A 24680-nucleotide genomic window follows, 5' to 3' on the forward strand; every position below is an offset into this window, starting at 1 on the left:
GACTCCCGATGAGTGGGTCTCCTGTGCGGGGAGCGGTCCGGCCCGTGGAACGAGCGGCGGGGGCCGACCGGGGCGCGTGCGCGCCGGGCCTAGGCTCTGACGACCTCGACCGGCAGGTGGCGCACGCCGATGATGACGGCCGGGTTCTGGAAGGTGACCTCCGCGTAGGAGGGGACCGCCAGCATGCGGAATCGTTCATGCAGCATGCGCAGGGCGATCCGGGCCTCCAGTCGGGCCAGGGGCGCGCCGAAACAGAAGTGAATGCCGTGACCAAAGGTCAGATGGGGATTGCGTTGCCGGGTCGCGTCGAACACATCGGGCCGGTCGAAGCGGGCCGGGTCCCGGTTGGCGGCACCGATGTGCGCCATCAGCAGGGCGTCGGCGGGCAGTTCACGGCCGCCGAGGACCACGGGCCGGGCGACGCGGCGCCCCAGCTCGGGGAAGGGGGGCAGCCAGCGCAGCACCTCCTCGACGGCCTGGGGCAGCAGGCCCGGATCGGCGCGCAGCGCGGCGTCCGTGCCGGGGTGCCGGTCGAAGGTGACGATGGCGTTGCCGAGCAGTGCGGTCGTGGTGATGTGGCCCGCGACCAGCAGCAGGGCCACGAAGCCGACCATCTCCTGGTCCGCGAGGCGGACGCCGTCCACCTCGGCGGCGATGAGCCTGCTGGTGAGGTCGTCACCGGGGTGGGCTCGGCGGTGGCGGATGTGGTCCAGCATGTAGCCGTTCATCTCGCGCACCGTCGGGGCGATGGCCTCCAGCGCCCGCGCCAGGTCGGCCATGTCGGGTGCCTCGCCGAGCTGGTCGCCGCCGAACAGGACGCTTGCCCACTCCTGGAAGAGCCGGTGTTCCTCGGCCGGGATGCCGAGCAGCTCGGCGATCACGATGATGGGGAGCGGATAGGCCAGCGAGTCGACCAGGTCGAACCGGTCGCGGTCGGCGACGGCGTCCAGCAGCCGGGCGCTCACGCTCTCGATACGGGGTCCGAGCTCCCGGACGACCCGCGGGGTGAAGGCCTGGCTCACCAGGGTGCGGAGCTTGCGGTGTTCCGGCGGGTCCATGCCGACGAAGTTGCCCTGCCGGAAGGTCTCGAAGTCGGCCTGGGTGGGCGTCAGGGCGGAGAGGTCGGACGAGTACGTCGCCGGGTCGGCGAGCACGGTGGCGACCGTCGCGTGGTCCAGCACCTGCCATACGCCCTGGTCATCGTCGTACCGCACCGGGCCGGCCCCGCGTAAGCTCCGCCAGCGCTCGGGTAACGCCTCCAGGAGGAGGGTCTCCGCTGTCAGTTGGTCACTGGTCACGTCTACTCCTTGGTTACGGCGCGCGGGGCATGGAGGGATCGCAGACAGACGTGGTGCTCTCGGCTGGGCGCGGCGAACGGACCGAGCGGCCCGGGCACGGCTTCGCCATCGCGCGCGGGACGTGCGGGCGGACACCGTGTGACTCGCGTGGCTTCTTCGTGTGCGGCCCGGCGGTCAGGTGCTCTCAGCTCGTCGCCGGGACGGGGGGAAGCACCTCAGCACGTTTGGTGGCGGGCGCTGCCGCTACCCGGTCGGCCACGGACCCATCCCGCACCCGGCCTTCCTGCGGACCAACCCGGCATAACGCATCCCCCTTGGCGACACCTCCCGCGCGGTGACCGCGCGAGACCCTCCCGGCTCGTACATGGACAGGCGGCTCCGAGAACCCGGCCGCTCGAAACGAAGGGAGAGAATACATAGTTCGGCGTCGTGCTGACCCAGGAATGGCACGATCCGCACGTCGGAACACCTTCGTTTCGATGGAACCCGGCCACAGTCTTCACGGTGGGTCACCCGATAGCAACCCCGTGAAGTTGAACGGACAGTACTTCGATCATGTTTTTTGCGTCACGGCCCGGCCACTTCGTCCGGATCGCGCATCGAGGACGCTCCGGCCGGATCGTCGCCCCGGCGTGTGCCCGGGCGATCCGTCGTCAAACCCGATGTCGCCGAAAAAGATGTGCCCCTCGGACCCCGACCGGACCGGTGACCGGACCTCGCCGCCCGCCCGAACGAGACCTGGTTCCCTGCCCCGAGGTGGCCGATCCCGCCTCTGATCTGGGCTGACGATTCGGCCGTCGGCGGCTGCCGGAACGCGCGGGCCCGACCGGCTCGCCGCCCGGTGCCGGCCGCCCCGGCTACGAGGGTTCCGGCGATCGTCCCGCACCCAGCCACCGCGGCCGCCGCACCGTCGAGAACGAGCCGGACCGTCGGCCGTTCGCCGTCAGCGTCCAAAATCGGCCATCCAGGCGCGCGGGGGCGCACAGGCCGTTCCGTACGCCGCCGCACGCTTCGGCCGCGCGGACATGAGCCGGCACTTGCCGGGTATCCGTGGCCTCTCGGCACACGCGCGCGGGCGCGAGCGGCGCGCTCGCCGTGCACCGGGCGCTGCCGCGAGGGAGTCTTGTGCCCTGGATGCGACGCGCGGCCGTACGAGGAGGTGGTCGGCGTGTCCGACGGGCCAGGGTCGGGACGGGAGCCGGCGGCCGACGGGGCGTCGGCCGCGCAGCCGGTGCTGTCGCTCGCCCTGGCCTCGATGCTGGAGGAGGTGCACGCGCACTCCGGCGCGGTGTACCTGCTCAGGCCCGACGAACCGGTCCTGGAGATGGCGGTGATGGCGGGCATGCCCCGGGCCTTCGCGGCCCCGTGGGAACGGGTGGGGCTGAGCGCGCCGATCCCGGTCGCCGACGCGGTGCGTGAGCGGCGGCTGGTGTGGGTGGGCGGCGAGGATCAGATGGCCCGCCGCTATCCGCGGATCTCGGTGGTGCTGCCGTACCCGTTCGCGCTGGCGGCGGCGCCCGTCGCGACGGAGCGCGGGGTCTACGGCGCGGTGTTCGTGACCTGGCCCGGTGCGCATCCGCCGGAGCTGTCCGACTGGGAGCGTGAGCATCTGACGGCGGCCTGCACGCGGCTGGCGCTGGGGCTGGAACGGGCCGCCGAGCAGAACCGGCCGGTGGGCCCCGAGGCCGATGTGCTCGCGGCACCCGTGTCGGGCGTGGCGGGCACGCTGGGCTCGGTGGAGGCGGCGCGGATGGTGTCCCGGCTGCCGTACGGGCTGGTGTCCCTGGACCTGCACGGCCGGATCGGCTTCGTCAGTCCGGCGGCGGCCGAGCTGCTCGGCAGACCCGCCGGGGAACTGCTCGGCACCCTGCTGTGGGCGTCGGTGCCCTGGCTGAACGACCCGGTGTACGAGGACCGTTACCGGGCGGCCCTGCTCAGCCAGCAGGCGGTGTCCTTCGTGGCGCTGCGCCCGCCGGGCGACTGGCTGTCGTTCCGGCTGTATCCCAGCACGACCGGGCTGAGCGTGCGCATCGGCCGGGCCCGGGCGGTGGCGGAGCTGGCACCGGGGGCGCCTGAGATGGACCCGCATCCGTCCCGGCTGGTGACGATCTCCCAGGTGCTGAGTCTCGCGGGGGCGCTGACCGAGGCGGTGGGCGTCGAGGATGTGGTGCAGCTGGTCTGGGACGAGGTGGCCCCGGCGGTCGGCAGCCAGGCTCTGGTGCTCCTGCGCTCACAGGGCGGGCGGCTGCACGTGCTGGGGCATCGGGGGTATGCGGACGCGCACATAGTGGAGCGGTTCGACGGGCTGACGCTGAGCGAGCGCACGCCGGACACCCAGGCTCTGAACAGTGGGGTGCCCGGGTTCTTCGGCTCCCGGGCGGAGCTGGAGCGGCTGTATCCGAGCCGGTACGAGACCCCCGACGGCTTCGCGGCCTGGGCCTACCTGCCGCTGATCGCGTCCGGACGGGCGGTGGGCACGTGCGTGCTGGCGTACGCCGAGCCGCATGCCTTCTCCGCCGACGAGCGGGCCGTGCTGACGTCCCTCGGCGGAATGATCGCCCAGGCCCTGGAGCGGGCCCTGCTCTACGACGCGAAACACCGGCTGGCGCACGGCCTGCAACAGGCGCTGCTGCCCCACTCGCTGCCCCGGTTGCCCGGCCTCGATGCGGCGGCCCGCTATCTGCCGGCCACCCACGGAATGGAGATCGGCGGCGACTTCTACGACCTGGTGCCGGCCCGGCCGCTGGCGGCGGCGGTGATCGGGGACGTCCAGGGGCACAACGTGACGGCGGCGGCCCTGATGGGGCAGATCCGCACCGGGGTCCGCGCGTACACCACGGTGGGGCAGGCGCCGCACGAGGTCATGAGCAGCACCAACCGGCTGCTGATCGACCTCGGTTCGGACCTGTTCGCCAGCTGTCTGTATCTGCGGCTGGACCCGGCGCGGGGGCGGGCCGTCATGGCGCGCGCGGGACATCCGCCGCCACTGCTGAGGCGGCCGGACGGGCGGGTGCGGGTGCTGGACCTGGCCGGGGGCCCGCTGCTGGGAATCGACGCCGAGGCGGTCTATCCGACGACGGAGGTGTCCCTCGCGCCCGGCTCGGTCCTCGTCCTCTACACCGACGGTCTGGTGGAGTCCCCCGGCATCGACATCGAGGACGCCCTGGTGGAGCTCGGCGGTCTGCTCTCGGAGATCGGCGACCAGCCGCTGGACGACCTCGCGGACGAGATCCTCCGGCACAGCGCGGCAGCCCGGGAGCGGCTGGACGACGTGGCGGTGCTGCTGCTGCGAGCCCACACCGACGACTGACACCCACGGCTGTGACCCGTCCGCCGGGGACCTCCGCCGCTACGACTCACCGGCTGCGGCCCAACCGGCGCCAACCACCCGCCGCGAGCCACCACCGTGATCCTCCGCTGCGACCCGGCCGGCTGTGCCCCGGCCACTGCGGCCCGGCCGTCGTGAGCCGCCCACCGTGGACTCCCCGTCGTGGTCCGACCGCCGGGGGCTGCCGCCACGGCTCACCGGCTGCGGCCCAACAGCCGTGGGCCACCCACCGTGGTCCCCACTGTGGACGCTGTGGTCCGGCCCTCCCGCCGGAGGGCCGGACCGGTCCCTGCCGGCGGGAACCGCGCTGAGGCCGGCAGGGGGTTCGGGGGTGTACCCGGCTCAGTGCGTGTCGGTGAGGGACGAGCCGTCGTCCGCCGAGCCGGTTCCGGACTGCTCGCCACCCGAGGCGGCCGGGTCGGCGCTGCCGCCGATCTGGTCACCACCGGCACCGGACTGGTCCCCGGCACCCGACTGGTCCCCGGCGCCGGACTGGTCGCCCGCACCCGCCTGGCCACCCGCCGAGGCCGACGGATCGGCAGCACCCGACTGGTCACCGGCGCCCGACTGGTCGCCCGCACCCGCCTGGCCACCCGCCGAGGCCGACGGATCGGCAGCACCCGACTGGTCGCCCGCACCCGCCTGGCCACCCGCCGAGGCCGACGGATCGGCAGCACCCGACTGGTCGCCCGCGCCCGCCTGGTCGCCCGCGCCGTTGCCGCCGGCTCCGAGGGTCGCGCCGGTGGCCTGGAGCGCGGTGGTGACAGGCTGGAAGAAGGTCTCGCCGCCGCTGGTGCAGTCGCCGCTGCCGCCGGAGGTGAGACCGAGGGCGCCGCCGTCCTGGGTGAACAGGGAGCCGCCGCTGTCGCCCGGTTCGGCGCAGACGTTCGTCTGGATGAGGCCGTTGACGGTGTCGACGCCGTTCGGGTCGGTCTCGCTCTGGAAGTTGACGGTGGCGTCGAGTCCGGTGACCTGGCCGTCGTGCAGGCCGGTGGTGGATCCCATCCGGAACACGGTCTCGCCGACCGTGGCGTCGGCGGCCTGGTTGATCTGCACCGTCTGGCCGTTGCCGGTGTTGACCTCGCTGGGCGCCTGCGTGGTGGCGTCGTTGTACTTGACCAGGGAGAAGTCGTTGCCCGGGAAGGTGGCCTGGTCGACGGTGGCGATGGGCTGCCCGGTCTGGGAGTCGGACCAGTCCTTGGCGGCGACCCCGCAGTGACCGGCCGTCAGGAAGGCGGGGCTGCCGTCGGAGGCGGTGACGTTGAAGCCGAGGGAGCAACGCACGTTGCCGCCCTGCACCTGGGAGAAGATGGCGTCGCCGCCCGAGACGAAGGTCTTGAAGGTGCCCGCGGACTTCTTCAGGGTCGCCATGCCGGAACCGAGGCCGCGCACGGTCGACTCCAGCCGGTCCCACTTGGCACCGGTGACGGTGGAGTCGGCGGTGACCAGAACCTTGTCGGTGCGCGGGTCGACGGCCCAGGAGGTGCCGGGGATCGTCGCCCTGGTCTTCAAGGTCTTCGCGGCCGACCTGAGTTCGGCGGTGCTGTTGTCCACCTCGCGGACGACCGCGCCCGCCTTCTTCGCCTGGACGAGCACGTTGCTGTCGCCGCTGACCACGTTGACGACGAGTCGCTGCTTGCCGCTGTCGTAGTACGACCCGGCGAAGGCGTCACCGAGGGCCTTCTGCAGCTGGGCGGCGAGGTTCGAGGCATCCGTGGCCTTCAGGGTCTTCGCGGTGCCGGTGGTGCCCGATGCCTCGTTCTTGTCCTGGGACGCGTTGGCGTTGGGCAGCAGAAGGGCCGCCGCACCGAGCGCCGCGACACCGCCCACCGCTATCGCGGCCTTGCGCTTGGGCATTCGCTTGTGACTCAACCTTCTCGACCTCCTGGGAAAGGGGGGTCTGCCGCTGTCGGGCAGTTCGTATCGGGGGCGCCTGGATGGCCGTAGGTACGCACCGGCCGCGCGGTGTGTTCAATTCCGTTTCCCAACGGCCGTACGTCGAGGGGGAATCGGCCAGCCCGTGTACCGGGTCAGGCGGTCGGGAACAATCCCCCATATGACGATGAGCACCGCCGAAGCCGACGGGGTCCTCGCCGGCCGGCCCTGGAGGCCGCGGGGCTGACGACCGTTCAGCGATCCACCACGTTCCAGCGGACGGACGGCCGATTCGGATGTCCTGAAAGATCTACGCGATTCCGGTCGGACACGCTCAGCTACCGCTCGGTGACGATCCGTTCCGGGTGCGTAGCGGAATCTCCGCTTCAGAGAATCTGCACATTGAATACTCAACCAAGTCACCGTCGTCGGCGGATCTGCACATCCGCACGCCCCCCGAGTACGCCTTTGGCGCGGAGTGCCGGATTCGCAATCCGGGAAGCAAGGGCCCCGGCGCGACGATGGCGCACGGCATGTGAAGGAGTCGCCGACAAGCGGTGCGCACGCCTGCACGGATGAGTCCCTCCATCAGCCAAGTGCCCAGGTGAGAGCGCTGATTGATTGGAAGCGCGCGCCACCAGCGTGCTTTGATCCATCGCACCGCAGGGGTCGCCCGGGTCCCCGGAGACGGGTGCCCGGCGCCTGCGGTCGCGGCCGTCCGTCTGTCCCCAGAGGGGGCCGCTCCCCCCTTGTGAAATACCCATATGAAGGGAAGTTCCCCATGAACTCCACCCCCCAGGTCGAGACCGTCGAGATCTCGGACGCCGAGCTGGACAACGTCTCCGGCGGTCTGTCCGTGAACGCCCTGAACACCGTGACCGGCACGGTCAACGGCATCGCCCCGGTCACCGGCCTGGTCGACACGGTCGTCGGCACCGTCGAGGGTGTCACCGGCCTGAACACCCAGCCGGTCACCAACCTGGTCGCCGGTCTCTGACCGCACCTCGGTGTCACCTTCGGTCCCGGAGCCGTCCCTCGGCTCCGGGGCTCTCGGGTGCCCGCAGGGACCCGACGGTCCCGACGGCGCGCCCTTGTCGTCGTAACGATGTCTCTCCTCGGGTGAGGGAAGTTCCGTGCAGTTCCGCCAACAGGCCCTCGCCAAGCTCCAGTCACCGGAAGAGCTGGACCTTCCGGTGCGTCTCGCCCGCCCGCAGGGCTGGCTCGCACTGGGCGTCACCGTCGTCGTCATGGCGGCTGCCTCCGTCTGGGCGGTGACCGGGTCGGTCGCTTCCACGGTGAGCGCGCAGGCCATCCTCACGCACGGGCAGGGCAGTTATCTGCTCCAGAGCCCCGTGGCCGGCCAGGTGACGGCCGTTCTCGCCAAACAGGGCCAGCAGCTGCCGGCGAACGCGCCGGTCCTCAAGGTCCGTACGGCGCAGGGGACCTCGGTGGTCCGTACGGTGGCCGCGGGCCGGATCAGCACGCTCGCCGCCACCATCGGGCAGATCATCCGGACCGGCACGAACGTCGCCGCCGTCGAGAAGGTCGCCCACGCCTCCGACCCGCTGTACGCGACCGTGTACGTCCCCGCCGAGAACACCGCCGCCATCCCGGCCCACGCCTCCGTGGACCTCACCGTCTCCTCGGTGCCGAGCCAGACGTACGGCGTGCTGCGCGGCCGGGTGAAGTCGGTGGACCGCAGCGCGCAGTCCGCCCAGTCCATCGCCGCGTTCCTCGGCGACAGCCAGCTCGGCGAGCAGTTCACCCGCAAGGGCCGCCCGGTGGCCGTACTCGTCGAGCTGGACAAGTCGACGGTGACGAAAAGCGGTTACCGCTGGTCCACCGCCGACGGGCCCCCCTACCCGCTCGATTCGATGACCCTTGCCTCCGGTTCGGTCAAGCTGGCCGACCAGCGCCCCGTCGATTGGCTGCTCCCGTGACCACCACGCAGGAAACACGTGGCCGCAGACGGGCCGCCGCCCCGGCCAAGCGGCCCGTTCCCAAGCCCCGTGCGGGCACGGTCCGTACGCCCACCGTGCTCCAGATGGAGGCCGTCGAGTGCGGCGCCGCCTCCCTCGCGATGGTCCTCGGCCACTACGGCCGGCACGTCCCGCTGGAGGAGCTGCGCATCGCCTGCGGTGTCTCCCGCGACGGCTCGCGCGCCAGCAACCTGCTGAAGGCGGCACGTGGTTACGGCCTGACGGCCAAGGGCATGCAGATGGATCTGGCCGCCCTCGCGGAGGTGCGCTCACCGGCCATCCTGTTCTGGGAGTTCAACCACTACGTCGTCTACGACGGCATGGGCCGCCGCTTCGGCCGGCGCGGCGTGTTCGTCAACGACCCCGCGAAGGGCCGGCGTTTCGTTCCCCTGGAGGAGTTCGACGGCAGCTTCACCGGCGTCGTGCTGGTGCTGGAGCCCGGCGAGGGCTTCACCAGGGGCGGGCGCCGGCCGGGCGTGCTCGGCGCGATGCCGGCCCGGCTGCGCGGCACCGCCGGGACTCTGCCCGCCGCCGTACTGGCCAGCCTGCTGCTGGTCGCGGTCGGCGCGGCCGTACCCGCGCTGAGCCGCACCTACATCGACCTGTTCCTCATCGGCGGGCAGACCTCGCTGCTGGGCGTGCTGTTCACCGCGATGGCCACCTGCGTGCTGCTCACCCTGGTGCTGACCTGGCTCCAGCAGGCCAACCTGCTGCACGGCCGGATCATCTCCTCCACCCTCTCCAGCGCCCGCTTCCTGCGCCATCTGCTGCGACTGCCGGTCACGTTCTTCGCCCAGCGCTCCCCCGCCGACCTGGTGCAGCGCCTGCAGTCCAACGACCAGGTCGCCGAGACCCTGGCCCGCGACCTCGCGGCGGCGGGCGTGGACGCGATCGTGGTCGTGCTGTACGCCGTACTGCTCTACACCTACGACCCGCAGCTGACGTTCGTCGGCATCGGCGTGGCCCTGCTGAACTTGGTGGCGATGCGACTGGTCGTACGGCTGCGCGCGACCCGCACGGCGAAGCTGCGCGCGGACACGGCACGGCTCACCAACACCTCGTACACCGGCCTCCAGCTGATCGAGACGATGAAGGCGACCGGCGGCGAGGACGGCTACTTCCGCAAGTGGGCCGGGCAGCACGCCACCACGCTGGAGGAGCAGCAGCGGCTCGGTGTGCCGAGCGCCTGGCTGGGTGTGGTCGCGCCGACGCTGGCCACCCTCAACAGCGCGCTCATCCTGTGGATCGGCGGCCTGCGCGCGGTCGAGGGGCACATATCGGTCGGTCTGCTGGTCGCCTTCCAGGCGCTGGTCACCCGCTTCACCGCGCCGCTCACCCGGCTCAATGGAGTCGCGGGCCGCATCCAGGACTTCGCGGCCGACGTGGCCCGGCTGAAGGACGTGGAGAACTTCCAGGCCGACCCGCTCTACGCCCGCCCCGGCGGGAGTGACGGCACGCGCCGGCTGCACGGGCACGTCAAGCTGGAGAACGTCACCTTCGGCTACAGCCCGCTGGACCAGCCGCTGCTGAGCGGGTTCGACCTGACCCTCGGTCCCGGGCAGCAGGTGGCGCTGGTGGGCGGCTCGGGCAGCGGCAAGTCCACGGTCTCCCGGCTGATCTCGGGCCTGTACGCGCCGTGGGACGGGGTGATCCGCATCGACGGCCGCCGCCTGGAGGACATCCCGCGCGGCGCGCTCGCCTCCTCCGTCTCCTTCGTCGACCAGGACGTCTTCCTCTTCGAGGGCTCGGTCCGCGACAACGTGGCCCTGTGGGATCCCTCGGTCCCGGACGAGGCCGTGGTGGAAGCGCTGAAGGACGCGGCCCTGTACGACGTGGTGACGCGCCGGCCCGGCGGCATCCACAGCAGGGTCGAGCAGGACGGCCGCAACTTCTCCGGCGGCCAGCGGCAGCGCCTGGAGATCGCGCGGGCGCTGGTGCGCCGGCCGAGCATCCTCGTGCTGGACGAGGTGACCAGTGCGCTGGACGCGGAGACCGAGCTGGTCGTGATGGACAACCTGCGGCGGCGCGGCTGCGCCTGTGTGGTGATCGCCCACCGGCTGAGCACCGTCCGCGACAGCGACGAGATCGTCGTGCTCCAGCACGGCACGGTCGTCGAACGCGGCCGGCACGAGGAGCTGGTGGCGCGCGGCGGCGCGTACGCCGCGCTGGTCAGGGAGCGGTGAGATGACGTCCGTGCACGAAGGCGACCTGGTCCTCGGGGCGCTCGGTTCGCTGGGCACGCGGTTCGACTGCGCCGGTCTGAGCCGCCTGGACCTCGAGGGTCCGCAGGTGCTGTGGCTGGTCGCGGCCGGCGCCCTGGACCTGTTCGCGGTGGACGCCGCCCAGCAGGGTCACTGGCACCACCTCGGCCGGCTGGAGGCGGGCACGCTGCTGCTCGGCCCGGTCGCCGGGCCCCAGCACACGCTGGTGGCCCGCCCGGTCCGCGACTGCGTGGTGCACCGCGTCAACCTGCGCGAGCTGTACCAGCCCGCGCACACGCAGACCTGGTCCTACGACGAGTACGGCAACCCCCAGTACGTACCGCCGGCCTCGAGCCCGCTGGAGTACGCGGTCGCCCTGGGCGTGGGCCGCGGCCTGTCCGTGCTCTTCCAGGCGCCGATGGCCGAGGAACGGGCCACCGCTCATGGGGGCGCCCCCGCGGGAGCTCGATCGAGCGCGGGGGACGACGACGACGTCTTCTGGATGCAGGTGCCGCCGGGCAGCGTCCAGTACGGCTCGCTGTACGGCGCGGAGGCCGCCGCCGACCTGCTGATGGACCCGGCGCTGTGGCAGAGCGTGGTCGACCAGCAGTACCGGCTGCTGACCGCGCTGGACCGCTGGATCGAGCAGCTGGAGCGCACCCACGAGACGCGCACGGCCGCCGGGATCAAGGCCGGTGAGGCGGTCCGCGCCCAGGCCGACCAGACCCTGCTGGCGGCCATCGGCAAGCGCTCGGCCCGCCGTACGACGGCCGCCGACGCGGACGCCACGTACGCGGCCTGCAAGCTCGTCGCCGAGGCGGCCGGGATCACCCTCACCGGGCCCGCGCAGGGCGGCACCGAGAGCGATCGCCTCGACCCGGTCGAGCGGGTGGCGCTGGCCTCCCGGGTACGCACCCGTGCCGTACGCCTGGACGGGCGCTGGTGGCGGGAGAACGTGGGCCCCCTGGTCGGGCACCGGGCCCTGTCCGGGGCGCCCGTCGCGCTGCTGTGGCGGCGCGGCGGTTATGTGGCCGTACAGCCCGCGACCGGACGTGAGACTCCGGTCGAGAAGGCGAACGCGGAGGAGTTCGAGCCGCGCGCGGTGATGTTCTACCGGCCGCTGCCCGACAAGCGGCTCGGACCGCTGGGACTGCTGCGGTTCAGCCTGCGCGGCACCCGCGGCGACCTGCTCAACCTGCTCTTCGCCGGGCTGGTGACGGTGGCGATCGGCGCGCTCGTGCCGATCGCGACGGGCAAGGTCCTCGGCGAGTACGTGCCGAGGGCGGAGGAGGGCCTGATCGTCCGGGTGTGCCTGGCGGTGATGGTCAGCGGGGTGGTGACGGCGGCGTTCACGCTGCTGGAGAACCTGTCCATCCTGCGGCTGGAGGGCCGTATCGAGGCCGCGCTGCAACCGGCCGTCTGGGACCGGCTGCTCCGGCTCCCGACCCGGTTCTTCACCCAGCGCTCGACCGGTGAACTGGCCAGCGCCGCCATGGGCATCAGCGCGATCCGCCGGCTGCTCGCGGGGGTCGGGCCGGTGGTCGCGCAGTCGGTGACGGTGGGTGCGATGAACCTCGGTCTGCTGTTCTGGTACAGCGTGCCGATGGCGATGGCGGCGGTCGGCATGCTCGTCGTCATCGCGGCCGTGTTCCTGGGGCTCGGGCTGTGGCAGGTGCGCTGGCAGCGACGGCTCGTGGTGCTCGGCAACAAGCTGAACAACCAGGCGTTCCAGACCCTGCGCGGTCTGCCCAAACTGCGGGTCGCGGCGGCGGAGAACTACGCGTACGCGGCCTGGGCGCGGGAGTTCGCGCGCAGCCGGGAACTCCAGCAGAAGGTGGGCCGGATCAAGAACCTCACCACGGTGCTGGGCGCGGTCTACCTGCCGGTCTGCACCCTGCTGATGTTCATGCTGCTGGCGGGTCCCGCGCGGGGCGCGATGTCGGCGGCGGCGTTCCTCACCTTCAACACGTCGGTGACGATGGTGCTGACCTCGGTCACCCAGCTCACCGGTTCCTTCGTCTCGGCGGTGGCCGCGCTGCCGCTGTTCGAGGAGATCAAGCCGGTCCTGGACGCCTCGCCCGAGGTGCGCACGGCGAGCACCCGCCCCGGCCCGCTGTCGGGCGCCGTCGAAGCCCGCCGCCTGTCCTTCCGTTACGCCGACGACGGCCCGCTCGTCCTCGACGACGTGTCCTTCGCCGTCCGGCCGGGCGAGTTCGTGGCGGTGGTGGGGCCGAGCGGCTGCGGCAAGTCCACACTGCTGAGGCTGCTCATCGGCTTCGACAAGCCGGTGTCGGGCAGCGTCCTGTACGACGGCCAGGACCTGGCGGCCCTCGACCAGTCGGCGGTCCGCCGCCAGTGCGGAGTGGTCCTCCAGCACGCCCAGCCCTTCACCGGCTCCATCCTGGACGTCATCTGCGGCACCGAGCCGTACACGCCGGAGGAGGCGATGGCGGCGGCGGAGATGGCGGGGCTCGCTGAGGACATCCAGCGGATGCCGATGGGCCTGCACACGATCGTCGCGGGCAACGGCGCGATCTCCGGCGGCCAGCGGCAGCGCCTGATGATCGCCCAGGCCCTCATCCGGCGCCCGCGCGTCCTCTACTTCGACGAGGCCACCAGCGCCCTGGACAACGACACCCAGCGCATCGTCATCGACAGCACCCGCAAGCTGAACGCCACCCGTATCGTCATCGCCCACCGGTTGTCCACGGTGCTGGACGCCGACCGGGTGATCGTGATGGAGGACGGCAAGGTCGTCCAGCAGGGCACACCGGCCGAACTGCTCGCGGACACCGGTGGCCGGCTGCACGAGCTGGTGCGCAGGCAGATGGCCTGAGGCCGGTCGCGGCCGCCGCAGGGTGATCAGAAGGCGGGCCCGCCGTCCCGGTCGCCCTCGCCATGGCCCTCGTCCTGGCCCTCGTCCCGGCCCTGGCCCTGCTCGTCCTCCCGATGGAGGTGGGGCACCATCCAGTGGTGTTCGCAGAACCAGCGGCCGAACAGGGCACCGCCGTAGATGACGAACCCGACGCCGATCAGCCAGGACTCGACCACGAGTACGGTGCCGACGGCGCCGTAGCTGAGGGCGTTGGTGACGATGAGCGGGGTGAAGACGAGGGAGGAGAAGGCCCGCAGACCGGCCAGCCCGATGACGGTGGCGAGCGCGCCCGGCAGCAGGGCACGCCAGCGGACCTGGCCGCCGAGCAGGAAGCGCTGCCCCCACCAGAAGAACAGCACGCCGCTCGCCGTGGACAGCGCGATCCGCTGGTTTCCGTGCAGCGCCGCCTTCGTCGTCACCTCCTGGTAGAGGTACGCCGTGAGGACCACCAGCCACGTCGCCTGCCGCCACACCCGGTGCCAGGGGCCGGAGGCGAGGCCCCAGATCCGCTCATAGGCGTTCTGCACGCTGCCGCCGAAGGACACGCCGAAGACGGCGAGCAGGACCGCACTCCAGACGCTGGTGGTGCCGATGACGTTGCGTGGGGGGCTGATGACATCGGTGATCACATGGGCGGACCTGCCCGACAGCCCCATGCCGTCGGTGAGCCACGAAGCGAAACCGCCCCGCACCACGGGATCCGCCGCGGCGACCACGATCAGCAGCGGCGCCAGCGTCACCAGGGCCAGCGTGGCGAACCCCATGGCCCGGTGCAGCAGCTCCAGCTCACCGCCGTGGGCGAACAGGGCCCGGACACCGATCCACTCCCAAGCGCGGTGCAGGCCGCGCCGCAACCGGTTCACGACTCCTCCCGTGCTCGCCGCCCACTCTCCAGTGCCGATTCATCCATCCCCGCCCGGGCCGGGCAACTCGCCCGGGAGCGGCAGGCACCGGTACGGCGCAATGGTGCGCAGCCGTGACCGTCCGATCCGGCGACACGACCGGCGAGTCCGCCGTTTGCCTCCCACGGCACCGGAGAATCGGACTCCGTGCGTACTCCTGCCGAGGTGTCCCGCCCGGAACCACGGTCGCCGAGCGGCCGGCGACGGACGCTGATCGTGAGCGCGGGCATGGGCGCCGGCCATGACACCGTGGCCGCCGAACTCGCGCGCCGCGCCTCGGCGTACGGGCACGAGCCGCACGTGGTGGACATGCTGCGGCTGCTGCCGTACGGCCTGGGCACCGGGCTGCGCCGCTGCTACCAGGCCTCGGTACGGCACGCCCCCTGGGCGTACGCCGGTGTCTACGGCGCGTTCCTGCGTGGCGGCACCGGCCCGCGCCCCAGCGGAGTGCCACTGGCGCGGCTCGCCGCCGACCGGCTGACGGACCTCGTGGACCGGCTGGACATCGACGTGGTGGTGTCCGTCTTCCATCTGGCCGCGCAGCTGACCGGGCACCTCAGGTCCCGGGGCGGGCTGCGGGTGCCGAGCGCCGTCTTCCTGCTCGACTTCGCCGTGCACCGGCAGTGGCTGCACCCGGGCAACGACCGGTACCTGTGCCTGACGGACGGCGCGGCGTCCGAGGTGCGCCGGGCGCTGGGCGCGCCCGCCGTGACGACCGGCCCGGTGGTCGCGCCCGCCTTCCTGGCGCCGGCCGCCGGAGCGGCACGCTGGCGGGAGCGGTTCGCCGGGCGGGCGCCCGGCCGACCGCCGGTGCTGCTGTCCGCGGGTGCCTGGGGAGCCGCGTCCCGCCCGGCCGGTACCGCCCGGCTGCTGGCGCGGGCCGGCTATCTGCCGGTCGTGCTGTGCGGCCGCAACGAACGGCTGCTCACCCGGGTGTCCCAGGTGCCGTCGGCGGTCGCCCTGGACTGGGTCGACGACATGCCCGGACTGTTGGCCGCCGCGTACGCCCTGGTCGACAACGCCGCCGGCCAGACCGCCGTACAGGCCCTGGCGGCGGGACTGCCCGTGGTGGGACACCGGCCGCTGCCCGGCCACGGAGCGGACGGGGTACGGCGGATGGCCGCGCTCGGCCTCTCGGAGTACGCGGCGGACGGGCCCGCGCTGCTGGAGGCACTCGGCAGGCTCGCGGAGAGCGGCCGGGAGCGCGCGGAGCGCGTGGCCCGCGGCCACGCGCTCTTTCGCCGCGACGCGATGGAATGCGTGACCGAGCTGTGAGGTGACCGCGTCCCGGGCGGATCCACTGCCGCACCCGGCACCGGCGCTGCCCCGCACCCCAACCGCCCGACCGCCACCCTCGCCGAACCGCCACCGCCACCGACCCCACCCCCGCGACAGCCACCCGCCAGACAGCTGAGCCCCGGCACCCCCCGTACCCCGGGCCGCCACCAGAACCGGCGCCCACGCCGACCGCACCCGACGGCCACCGGGACCAGCACCCACCCCAACCGCCCGACCTTCGCCCACGCCGAAACGCCACCCGCCACCCGCCACCGAACCCAGCCCCCGAACCCACCCCCACAACAGCCACCCACCAGACAGCCGAGCCCGAGCACCCCCTCCCGTACCCCGGGCCGCCACCAGAACCGGCGCCCACTCCAACCGCACCCGCACACCTGCCACCCGACTGGCCCCCGGACCGGCCCGCACGGTGACCGCTCGGGTCCTCGGCCGGGGATGTCGTGGGCGCCCTTCGTCATCCGTGGGGGCCGGTGCCGGGGCCCGGGCCGTGCTCGCGGAGGGGGCCGATCGTCAGGCCCGCCTCCCGGCACCCCTGGACGATGGCCGGCAGGGCGCCGAGTGCCGAGTGCCAGCAGCCAGGGGCCGAGTACCGGTCCGAGTCGTGCAGCAGGACGGTGCCACCGCCGCGCAGGTCCGCCGCGACCCGTGCGCGTACGGACGCCGGGGTGGCATAGGCCGTCCAGTCCTCGCCCCAGGCGGACCACAGCACCGTCCGCAGTCCGGCCCGCCGGGCGGCCCGCCAGCGCCCTGTGGTGAGGATGCCGTACGGAGGGCGGTACCACTGGGGGCGGTGGCCGGTGCTGCCGTGCACCGCTTGGACGGCCCGGGCCACCTCCTCGGCGTCGCGGGCGAACGCGGGGCGCCAGGGGCGGTCGTGGGTCCAGCCGTGTACGGCGAGTTCGTGCCCGCGCCCTACCGTCTCCCGGGCCAGGGCGGGGTGGCGCACCACGTGCTCGCCGAGCACGAAGAAGGTCGCCCGCACCCCCAGCCCGTCCAGCGCGTCGAGGAAACGCGGCGTCGACTCCGGGGCGGGCCCGTCGTCGAAGGTCAGCGCCACGTGCTCGCGGTGGCCGGTGCCGGAGAGCCCGGGGAAGAGCGGCAGCCGTACCCCCGGGAGCCAGGTGGCCGCCGGGCCGATGTGCGCCGCGGCGAGGCCGGCCGGCAGCAGGACGGCCGCCGACCGCCACGAGCGACCGGACAGGAGGGACATCGGTGAGCTGCCTCCTTGGTGGGAGAGGGTGGCCCGGTCAGGGCCCGCGGGGCGCCGGCTGCCGCTCCCCGTCCCGGTCCGGTGGGCGGCCGGGCACGGACGTGTCCCATTCCCGTCCGAGGGACTGGGCACGGGCGAGGCCGATGCTGCCCGCGCCGATCAGGGCGATGCCGATCACCTCGGGGATCAGGCGCAGCCCGAGGTGAATCGTCTCGGCGAACAGGACCCAGCCGAGTACGACGCTGGTGAGCGCGTCGCCGAGGGTGAGGGCGGGCTGTGAAGCCGTCAGCGACCCGGCGCCGAGCGCCCCCTGCAGCAGCAGGAAGGCGACGAGTCCGGCACCGCCGGTGGCGTACAGCGACCAGTGCGCGAACATCGCCCCCGGTCCGTGTCCGAGCCGCCCCACCGCCTCCTTGAGCAGCGCAGCGGTGGTGGCGAAGGCCACGGCGGAGGCGAGGCCGAGCAGCGCGGCCCTGGGCGCGCCCTTCGTGGGGCGGGCGGCCGCCACGAGCAGGACGACGAGACCAAGCGCCCCACCGCCACCCACCAGCCAGGACCGGGGCGGCGCGGACGGACGGCCGGGGGACGGCTCGGCCGCCAGGAGGAACAGGGACAGCCCGGCGGCGAGGGCGACGAACGCCAGCCAGGTCCGGCGATCCGGGCGGCGCCGGAAGACCACACTGCCCACGGCCAGGGTGAACAGCAGCTCGGCGGCGAGCAGGGGCTGGACGAGGGACAGACTGCCCACGGCCAGCGCCCCGGCCTGCAGCACGCCGGACAGCGCCAGCAGACCGGTGCCCGCAAGCCAGTACGGGCGCCGCAGCAGATGCGCGAGCCGGCGCACGGCGAGCCCCGTCCCGGTGCCCCCGTCCGGCTCCTGCACGGCGGCCCGGCGCTGCAGCACCGAGGCGGACGCGTTGGACAGGGCGGCGAGCAGGGCGAGCAGCACCGTGACGGCGATCACGGCCGCTCACCCGAAGCGGGCGGCGAGCCGCCGGTAGAGTCCGGGCGCGGCGCCGCGCACCCGGGCCGGCAGGCGCAGCCACCCGGGGACGTACACCTCGTCCCTGTCGTGCAGGACGGCGGCCCATACGGCGTCCGCCACGCGCTCGGGGGGCACCGGCCTCGGCCACGACCGCGTGTACGGGGTGCCCCGCCGGTCGAAGAAGGGGGTGTCGACCACGCCGGGAATCACATGGCTGACGCCCACGCCGGTGCCGCGCAGCTCGTACCGCAGGGCGTCGGCGAAGGCGGCCAGGGCGGCCTTGGCCGCGGAGTAGACGGCCTCGCCGCGCACGCCCACGCTGCCGGCGAAGGATCCGACGAACACGATGCGCCCCGATCCGGCCGCGATCATGTGGGGCAGCAGGGCGCGCACCAGGTGCATGGGGGCCAGCAGGTCGGCGCCGACGACCTCGTCGACGCGTGCGGGGGGCATGGCGGTGAAGTCTCCGGCCCAGCCCACACCGGCGCCCGCCACCAGCAGGTCCAGCCGTCCGAGGTGGGCCAGGGCGAGGTCGGTGAGCCGGCGGCCGGCGCCGGGCCGGGTCAGGTCGGCGGGCAGGGCCACCGCACCCGACTGGGCGGCGACCTGCTCCAGACGGGTGACGTCACGTCCGTTCAGTGCCAGCCGCCAGCCTTCCTCGGCGGCCAGCCGGCGGGCCACGGCCGCGCCGATTCCGGAGGATGCGCCCGTCACGAGGGCGGTGCCGCCCGGGACCGCTCGGTGCTCGGCCGGCCGCGGGGCGGAGCCCGCCTGTGGGGCGGAGGTCGGGCACGGCCCGGTGCGGTTCGACGGTCCTGCGGGGGACGGGGCGTGGGACATGGTGACGACCTCACTGCGACGGAATGCACGGTTCGCGGATCGGGGGCCGAACGCTCGCGGTGTATCCAGGGCGCCACACGGTGAAACACCGCGCACGGCGGGGCCCCCGCGGCCGGCCGACGTGCGGTTCCCGGGTCGCCGGGTGTGGCCGCGGAGACGACCATGGGAGCCGGAGAACCCGGCGACCACGGGACCGGGACGGCGGCGGCCTGCGCGGCCGGCTGACCGGCCGCTGCGTGCTCCCGGACGATGTGGAGCCCGGTTTCCTGCCCCTGCGTTCCCCCGGACCGGCACACTCGGCCCACCCGGCCCCCACCCGTGCGTTCCCAGCCGGCGCGCTCGGTCAGTCCAGGTCCGGGACGGGAGCGCCCGAGGGTACGCCGGCGTCGACATAGCCGTCGTAGAACTCCTTCCAGGACGAGCCCGCCCCGGCGTGCGGGCCGTCGAGACGCTCACCGCGTGCCAGGGCGTCAAGCGCGGCCAGGCACACCTCCCAGCCGGCGGCGTTGCGGGCGGTGGTGTCCGTGGCGCCGAGGACGTCGGTGAGCGTGAACCGGGTGCACCGCGTCCCGACGGTTTCGAGGTCGAAGTGGAGTTCGTCGCCGCCCCACTCCAAGGACAGGTGCCGGGGCGGGTCGACGGCGAGCACCCGGCCGGTGGATTCGGGCATGTTCGGGTCGCCGCTGAACCGGATGGCGCCGCCGGGGCGCAGCTCCATCTCCGCGCGGGAGGGGAACCACCGGGCGATTTCGCCGGGATCGGTGACGAACCGCCAGGCGCGGTCGGCCGGGTGGTCGTAGGTGCGGCTGAAGCGGACGGCCGGACGGCCGTCGTCCAGGGTCAGACAGGTGCCGGTGAGTTCGACGGGCATGGTGCTCCGGTCCTTCGTTGTGGGTGTGGTCGACTGCGGGCTCCAGCGAAACGGTACCGTTTCGCTGAGGGGGAACCTACGGTTGAAGTGTGTACGAAACCGTTTCGCTTAACGTGCAGCAGCCGGCGCGTTCCAGGCCCGAGGGGCCGCCGTCAGCGGGAGACGGCGACCCCTTACTCCGTGCGGCCGGGCTCACCCGACGCTTGAGACGGCGCCGGCGGGAAACTCGTAGTGGATCAAGCGCACAACGCGACGGAAGGAGAAGCCATGCCCGGCGGGAACGACCGCGCGGACCATCCCCAGACGGCCCTGGACGAGGTGCTCCACGAGGTCGAAGAGGCGGAGAAGCGTAACGAGGATACGGCGGGCTCGGGTGAGGCCGGGGACGCCATCACGCCGAACACCGGAGCCCAGGAGCAGGCGGACGGGAACTGAGGCGGCCACAGCGGTGCGCCCACGGGGTGCTCCGCCGGCGCCCGGGCCACCCCGTAAGGCCGGCCGATGCCGGCGGCGCCCGCGATCCCGCCGATCACATGGCGGGCGCCGTCCTCGTCGCCGGTGACGAGGACGGCGCCCCCCACCCGGATGGCAGGGGGACCGGGCGGCCGTCGTCGGCGGCCCCGGACAGCATCGCGTCCCTCCGTCCCTCGGGGCCACGGAGGACGGGCGGCCGAGTCAGGCCGGCGAGGCGATCCTCAGGATCTCGGAGCCCAGCGGCTTCTCGGGCCCGTCCCGCCGGGCGCCGCCCGCCCGGACGCCCTCACCGACCACGCCGCGCGCGATCGGCGGTGCGATGGATCACCACTGCTTTCGCGCGGCCCGGGTACCCGGGCTCCATGAACCACCACTCGCTCGGACCCCAGCTGCCCCCGCCCCGGGGACCGCTCTCGGCCGCGGTCACCGCCCACCTGCGCGGCGCCGGCCCCCTCCCCCGCCCCGCCGACGCCGATGACGCGGACCCGTACGGCGACGACCTGCACCTGGCCCTGTACCTGTGCTACGAGTTGCACTACCGCGGCTTCGCGGGCGTCGGCCCGCAGTTCGAGTGGGACCCGGAACTGCTCCGCGTCCGCGGCGCGCTGGAGCACCGCTTCCTGTCCGCGCTGCGCGCCGACACCCCGGTCCACCCGAGCCTCGACGACGCGCTCGGCGCCCTCCTGGTCGAACCGGTCCAGGGCACCGGGGTCAGCCACTTCCTGCGTGACGAGGGCGAGCTGTGGCATCTGCGCGAGTACGCGGCCCAGCGCTCCCTGTACCACCTGAAGGAGGCCGACCCGCACGCCTGGGTGCTCCCCCGGCTGTGGGGCCGGGCGAAGGCGGCGATGGCGGCGGTGGAGTTCGACGAGTTCGGCGGCGGCCGGGCCGAGCGGGTGCACGCGCGCCTGTTCGCCGACCTGATGACGGACCTGGGCCTGGACACCGCGTACGGGCACTATCTCGACGCCGCCCGCGCGGAGATGCTGGCCGTCGTCAACCTGATGTCCCTGTTCGGGCTGCACCGCGAGCTGCGTGGCGCGCTGGTGGGCCATTTCGCCGAGGTGGAGATCACCTCCTCGCCGGGTTCCCGCCGGCTCGCCGAGGCGATGCGGCGCACCGGCGCGGGCCCGGCCGCGGAGTTCTTCTACGACGAGCACGTGGAGGCGGACGCGGTGCACGAGCAGGTCGTCCGCCACGAGGTGATCGCCGGACTGCTCGCTGAGGAGCCGGAGTTGGCGGGGGACGTGGCCTTCGGGATCGACGCGACGGAGTACCTGGAGGACCGGCTGGCCCGGCGGCTGCTCACCGACTGGCGTGCGGGGCGGTCGTCGCTGCGCGTGCCCTTGGAGCCGGAAATGGCCCATACATCCTGAATGTCAGGGTACCCGCGCCGTGTGATCGCATGGGTACTTCCGGGCGTGTACGCCCCGCAGGAGGATACGGAACTGCTGGCCGAGGCCCTTCACGAGGAGGACCCGCCGCCGGGCACGCGCGTGCTGGACGTGGGCACCGGCAGTGGGGCGCTGGCGCTGGAGGCCGCCCGGCGGGGCGCCCGGGTGACCGCGGTGGACGTCTCCCGGCGGGCGGTGTGGACGGCGCGGCTGAACGCGTGGCTGTCCCGGCTGCCGGTACGTCTGCACCGCGGTAACCTCTTCGGCCCGGTCCGGGGCCGGACCTACGACGTCATCCTGGCGAACCCGCCCTACGTGCCGGCGCCCGACGCGGGGCGTGGCCCGCGGGGCCGGTCCCGGGCGTGGGACGCGGGCCATGACGGACGACTGCTGCTGGACCGGATCTGCCGGGACGCGCCCGCGCTGCTGCGGCCCGGGGGCGTGCTGCTGATCGTGCATTCCGCGCTGAGCGATCCCGACCGCACCGTGGAGCTGTTGCGTACGGCGGGTCTGAAGGCCGCGGTGGTCCGGCGCCGCTGGATCGCCTTCGGCCCGGTACTGCGGTCCCGGGAGGACTGGCTGCGCCGGCGGGGGTTGCTCGAGGCGTCCGACGACAGGGAAGAGCTGGTGGTCATCCGTGCCGAACGAGTCAGCTGACGACCGTACCCGCCGGATCACCATGCCGCGGCGCGGGCCGCTGCTGGTGGAAGGACCGGTGGAGATCGAACTGGAGGACGGCACCACGGTCTCCTCGGACCGTTTCCGTGTCGCTCTGTGCACATGCCGGCGCAGTCGCCGCTATCCGTGGTGTGACACGAGTCATCGGCGCAAGGCCTGAACACCGGTTGAAACCGGTGGTTTTTCGCCGCTCCCCGGGACGGGCCCCCCACGGGCCTGCCCGGGGAGCGGCTGTGTGCCCGGGAACCGGCGGGCGGCCCCACTCCGCCCGTCGGTCCCGGCGCGAGATCGCAGATCCCCGTCCCAGTGGCCGCACTCCCCAGTTGCGGACCTGATCCGGTGTGCCCGGGGGCCGTGCGATCCCGGTCCTAGAACGCGAAGACGCTGCCCGCGGCGGCGTCCTTCACGCAGTTGTTGCCGAAGGTGCGCTCGTAGGAGACGCGCTTGCCCTGCCAGACGCCCTGCACCGTGACGACCACGGGGTCGTACAGCTTGGTGCACCACACGCCGTCCTGGGCCTTCAGGGCGTCGAAGTCCCCGCCGACGCCCCGCAGTTCGGCGCAGGCCTGGGCCGCGGCGGGGTGGGTGCCGGAGGCCGTGGGGGCGCAGGTGAGAGTGACGGCGCGCTCCGGAGTGGCCGTCGCCGTGTCGTTGCCGTGGCCGGTGGTGAGCACCAGCGCCGACGGGGCGTAGAGCGACGACGGGGCGGCGCCCGGTGCAGCGACGGCGGTCCCGATCAGGGGTCCGCAGACGGCGGCGGCCGTGAGGCCGAGGGCCGCTGCCCAGCGCGCGGTGTTCCGCATTGTGTGCATCCTTCCGCTTGAACAGTCGAGGGTCGCCGGCTCCGGCCCGGTCGGGTGCCGGAGCGGCGAGCGCCACTCTGCCGAGTCCACGAGCGAAACTCACATCGAACCCATGGATTTCAGTAACCTTTCGTGTTGAATCAGTGGCGTGAAGTCACGGAAGTCGAACCCCGTGACCCCGGAACTGAGCGGCGCCCACCGTCTCCCGACGGCCAGATGGCCGAAAATCAGCGCTTCGTTAATCGTCCTGAAACATTCCGGCGTCGACCGCGTCAAGCCCCTTCATGACTCCTTGTGTTCATGAAGTGATCACCATGACCGCCTGCCTCTGTACTCGCCAGTATCGTCGGCGCTGCGACGCGTGCTCAGCGACCAGATGCGGGAGGGACGGATGGCGAAGCACTGGGCGGACTTCCAGTACGAGATCTATCTGAACGGGATGACGGGTGCCGTGCCCCGGCTCCCGACCGACCTGACCCGGCTGGAGGAGCTGGCCGAACACCGGCTCGGCCCCGGCCCGGTGGGTTATGTGGCGGGCGGCGCGGGCGACGGCAGCACCGCCCGCGCCAACCGGGCGGCCCTCGCCCGGCGCCGGATCGTGCCGCGCATGCTGCGGAACGTGCGGGAGCGGGACCTGTCGGCCGAGGTGCTCGGACGCCCCCTGCCCGCACCGCTGGCCCTCGCGCCCGTCGGGGTGCTGTCGATCATGCATCCGGACGCCGAGTCCGCCGCCGCCCGGGCCGCCGCCGCGCAGGGCGTGCCGTACGTCCTGTCCTCGGCGTCGAGCACGCCGATGGAGCAGGTCGCGGAGGCGATGGGGGACGCCGAGCGGTGGTTCCAGCTGTACTGGGGCAAGGACCGCGAGGTGACCCGGAGTTTCCTCGGCCGGGCGCGGGCGGCCGGGTTCTCGGTGCTGGTCGTCACGCTGGACACTCCGCTGCTGTCGTGGCGGCCGCGCGACCTGGACCAGGCGTATCTGCCGTTCCTGCGTGGGGTGGGCACCGCCAACTACTTCACCGACCCCGCCTTCCGGGCGGGCCTCGCCAAGCCCGCGCACGAGGACCCGAACGCGGCCGTGCTGCACTTCCTCGGCCTGTTCGGGGACCCGGGACACACCTGGCCGGACCTGGCGTTCCTGCGGGAGCACTGGGACGGGCCGATCGTCCTCAAGGGCGTCCTGCACCCGGACGACGCGCGGCAGGCCGCGGACGCCGGCATGGACGGTGTGGTGGTCTCCAACCACGGCGGCCGGCAGGTGGCCGGCTCGGTCGCGGCGGCCGACGCGCTGCCCCGGGTCGCGGAGGCGGTCGGCGACCGGCTGACGGTGCTGTTCGACAGCGGTGTGCGTACCGGCGACGACGTGTTCAAGGCCCTGGCCCTCGGCGCGCGGGCCGTGCTGCTGGGACGGCCGTACGTCTACGGGCTCGGCCTGGACGGGCAGGCGGGCGTGGAGCACGTCATCCGGTGCGTGCTGGCGGAGCTGGACCTGACCCTCGCGCTCTCCGGGCACACCGGCCCGGGGACGGTCACCGCGGACGACCTCGTCGAGGACCCCTGCTAGTGCCGCGGCACCAGGGTCTCTCGTTTGGATCATGCCGGGCTCGCGGGGCCTGGCGCCGCACCTCGCCGCGTTGTCGTCGGTTGCCATGGCTCCGCCATGACGCCCTC

The 24680-nt window shown here is 73.2% G+C and carries 19 protein-coding genes; 11 read left to right on the plus strand and 8 right to left on the minus strand.

From position 1 onward, the window contains the following. Window positions 1–89: 89 nt before the first annotated feature. The gene (locus AC07C1_RS33860) at window positions 90–1298 is read right to left on the minus strand and encodes a cytochrome P450 (protein WP_478945361.1); all 1209 of its coding nucleotides are present in this window, start codon (window positions 1296–1298) and stop codon (window positions 90–92) included. A 1159-nt stretch (window positions 1299–2457) separates the two neighbouring features. On the opposite strand from AC07C1_RS33860, the gene AC07C1_RS33865 reads away from it, so the two are divergent. Then, the gene (locus AC07C1_RS33865; RefSeq protein WP_478945390.1) at window positions 2458–4608 is read left to right on the plus strand and encodes a SpoIIE family protein phosphatase; all 2151 of its coding nucleotides are present in this window, start codon (window positions 2458–2460) and stop codon (window positions 4606–4608) included. 360 nt (window positions 4609–4968) lie between these two features. Here the strand turns inward: AC07C1_RS33865 and AC07C1_RS33870 are convergent, their stop codons facing one another. Then, window positions 4969–6483 (minus strand): S1 family peptidase, encoded by a 1515-nt coding sequence (locus AC07C1_RS33870; protein WP_478945392.1) that lies wholly within the window; start codon window positions 6481–6483, stop codon window positions 4969–4971. A gap of 799 nt (window positions 6484–7282) precedes the next feature. Between AC07C1_RS33870 and AC07C1_RS33875 the strand changes: the two genes are divergently transcribed. The 4 genes from AC07C1_RS33875 (at window position 7283) to AC07C1_RS33890 (ending at window position 13517) form a co-directional block, all read left to right on the plus strand. Next, a complete protein-coding gene (locus tag AC07C1_RS33875) occupies window positions 7283–7498 on the plus strand; it encodes a type A2 lantipeptide (protein WP_478945362.1) in 216 nt (71 codons plus the stop codon). 136 nt (window positions 7499–7634) lie between these two features. Next, window positions 7635–8441: a hypothetical protein gene (locus tag AC07C1_RS33880; RefSeq protein ID WP_478945364.1), complete on the plus strand. Its 807-nt coding sequence runs from the start codon at window positions 7635–7637 to the stop codon at window positions 8439–8441. Then, complete coding sequence (locus AC07C1_RS33885; protein ID WP_478945366.1) at window positions 8438–10663, plus strand: NHLP family bacteriocin export ABC transporter peptidase/permease/ATPase subunit; 2226 nt, start codon at window positions 8438–8440, stop codon at window positions 10661–10663. The genes AC07C1_RS33880 and AC07C1_RS33885 overlap by 4 nt, the downstream gene beginning before the upstream one ends. Window position 10664: 1 nt before the next feature. After that, window positions 10665–13517 carry an NHLP bacteriocin export ABC transporter permease/ATPase subunit gene (locus AC07C1_RS33890; protein WP_478945368.1) on the plus strand — a complete coding sequence of 951 codons (2853 nt, stop codon included), beginning with the start codon at window positions 10665–10667 and terminating at the stop codon, window positions 13515–13517. 26 nt (window positions 13518–13543) lie between these two features. On the opposite strand, the gene AC07C1_RS33895 is transcribed toward AC07C1_RS33890, so the two are convergent. After that, window positions 13544–14419: a ribonuclease BN gene (locus AC07C1_RS33895; protein ID WP_478945370.1), complete on the minus strand. Its 876-nt coding sequence runs from the start codon at window positions 14417–14419 to the stop codon at window positions 13544–13546. 267 nt (window positions 14420–14686) lie between these two features. Between AC07C1_RS33895 and AC07C1_RS33900 the strand changes: the two genes are divergently transcribed. Beyond that, the gene (locus AC07C1_RS33900; RefSeq protein WP_478945394.1) at window positions 14687–15733 is read left to right on the plus strand and encodes an MGDG synthase family glycosyltransferase; all 1047 of its coding nucleotides are present in this window, start codon (window positions 14687–14689) and stop codon (window positions 15731–15733) included. Between the two features lie 478 nt (window positions 15734–16211). Here AC07C1_RS33900 and AC07C1_RS33905 read toward each other — a convergent pair whose 3' ends face one another. The 4 genes from AC07C1_RS33905 to AC07C1_RS33920 form a co-directional block, all read right to left on the minus strand. Continuing rightward, the gene (locus AC07C1_RS33905) at window positions 16212–16967 is read right to left on the minus strand and encodes a polysaccharide deacetylase family protein (RefSeq protein WP_478945372.1); all 756 of its coding nucleotides are present in this window, start codon (window positions 16965–16967) and stop codon (window positions 16212–16214) included. Window positions 16968–17004: 37 nt separating this feature from the next. After that, the gene (locus tag AC07C1_RS33910; protein WP_478945373.1) at window positions 17005–17931 is read right to left on the minus strand and encodes a DMT family transporter; all 927 of its coding nucleotides are present in this window, start codon (window positions 17929–17931) and stop codon (window positions 17005–17007) included. Window positions 17932–17937: 6 nt separating this feature from the next. Beyond that, a complete protein-coding gene (locus AC07C1_RS33915) occupies window positions 17938–18792 on the minus strand; it encodes an SDR family NAD(P)-dependent oxidoreductase (protein WP_478945375.1) in 855 nt (284 codons plus the stop codon). A 343-nt stretch (window positions 18793–19135) separates the two neighbouring features. After that, on the minus strand, window positions 19136–19663 hold the full coding sequence (locus AC07C1_RS33920; protein ID WP_478945377.1) for an SRPBCC family protein: 528 nt from the start codon (window positions 19661–19663) through the stop codon (window positions 19136–19138). A gap of 267 nt (window positions 19664–19930) precedes the next feature. Here AC07C1_RS33920 and AC07C1_RS33925 point away from each other — a divergent pair, with 267 nt between their 5' ends. The 4 genes from AC07C1_RS33925 (at window position 19931) to AC07C1_RS33940 (ending at window position 22369) form a co-directional block, all read left to right on the plus strand. Further along, complete coding sequence (locus AC07C1_RS33925) at window positions 19931–20098, plus strand: hypothetical protein (RefSeq protein WP_478945379.1); 168 nt, start codon at window positions 19931–19933, stop codon at window positions 20096–20098. A 401-nt stretch (window positions 20099–20499) separates the two neighbouring features. Continuing rightward, window positions 20500–21513, plus strand: coding sequence for an iron-containing redox enzyme family protein (locus tag AC07C1_RS33930; RefSeq protein ID WP_478945381.1), 1014 nt, complete (start codon window positions 20500–20502; stop codon window positions 21511–21513). After that, window positions 21514–22188: a HemK2/MTQ2 family protein methyltransferase gene (locus AC07C1_RS33935; RefSeq protein WP_478945383.1), complete on the plus strand. Its 675-nt coding sequence runs from the start codon at window positions 21514–21516 to the stop codon at window positions 22186–22188. A 22-nt stretch (window positions 22189–22210) separates the two neighbouring features. Further along, window positions 22211–22369, plus strand: a complete 159-nt coding sequence (locus AC07C1_RS33940) for a CDGSH iron-sulfur domain-containing protein (RefSeq protein ID WP_478945395.1) — start codon at window positions 22211–22213, stop codon at window positions 22367–22369. Window positions 22370–22577: 208 nt separating this feature from the next. On the opposite strand, the gene AC07C1_RS33945 is transcribed toward AC07C1_RS33940, so the two are convergent. Continuing rightward, the gene (locus AC07C1_RS33945; protein ID WP_478945385.1) at window positions 22578–23012 is read right to left on the minus strand and encodes a protease inhibitor; all 435 of its coding nucleotides are present in this window, start codon (window positions 23010–23012) and stop codon (window positions 22578–22580) included. A 391-nt stretch (window positions 23013–23403) separates the two neighbouring features. On the opposite strand from AC07C1_RS33945, the gene AC07C1_RS33950 reads away from it, so the two are divergent. Continuing rightward, the gene (locus AC07C1_RS33950; protein WP_478945387.1) at window positions 23404–24573 is read left to right on the plus strand and encodes a lactate 2-monooxygenase; all 1170 of its coding nucleotides are present in this window, start codon (window positions 23404–23406) and stop codon (window positions 24571–24573) included. The last annotated feature ends 107 nt before the right edge of the window (window positions 24574–24680 follow it).

This window comes from Streptomyces sp. NPDC045022, from assembly GCF_056432605.1.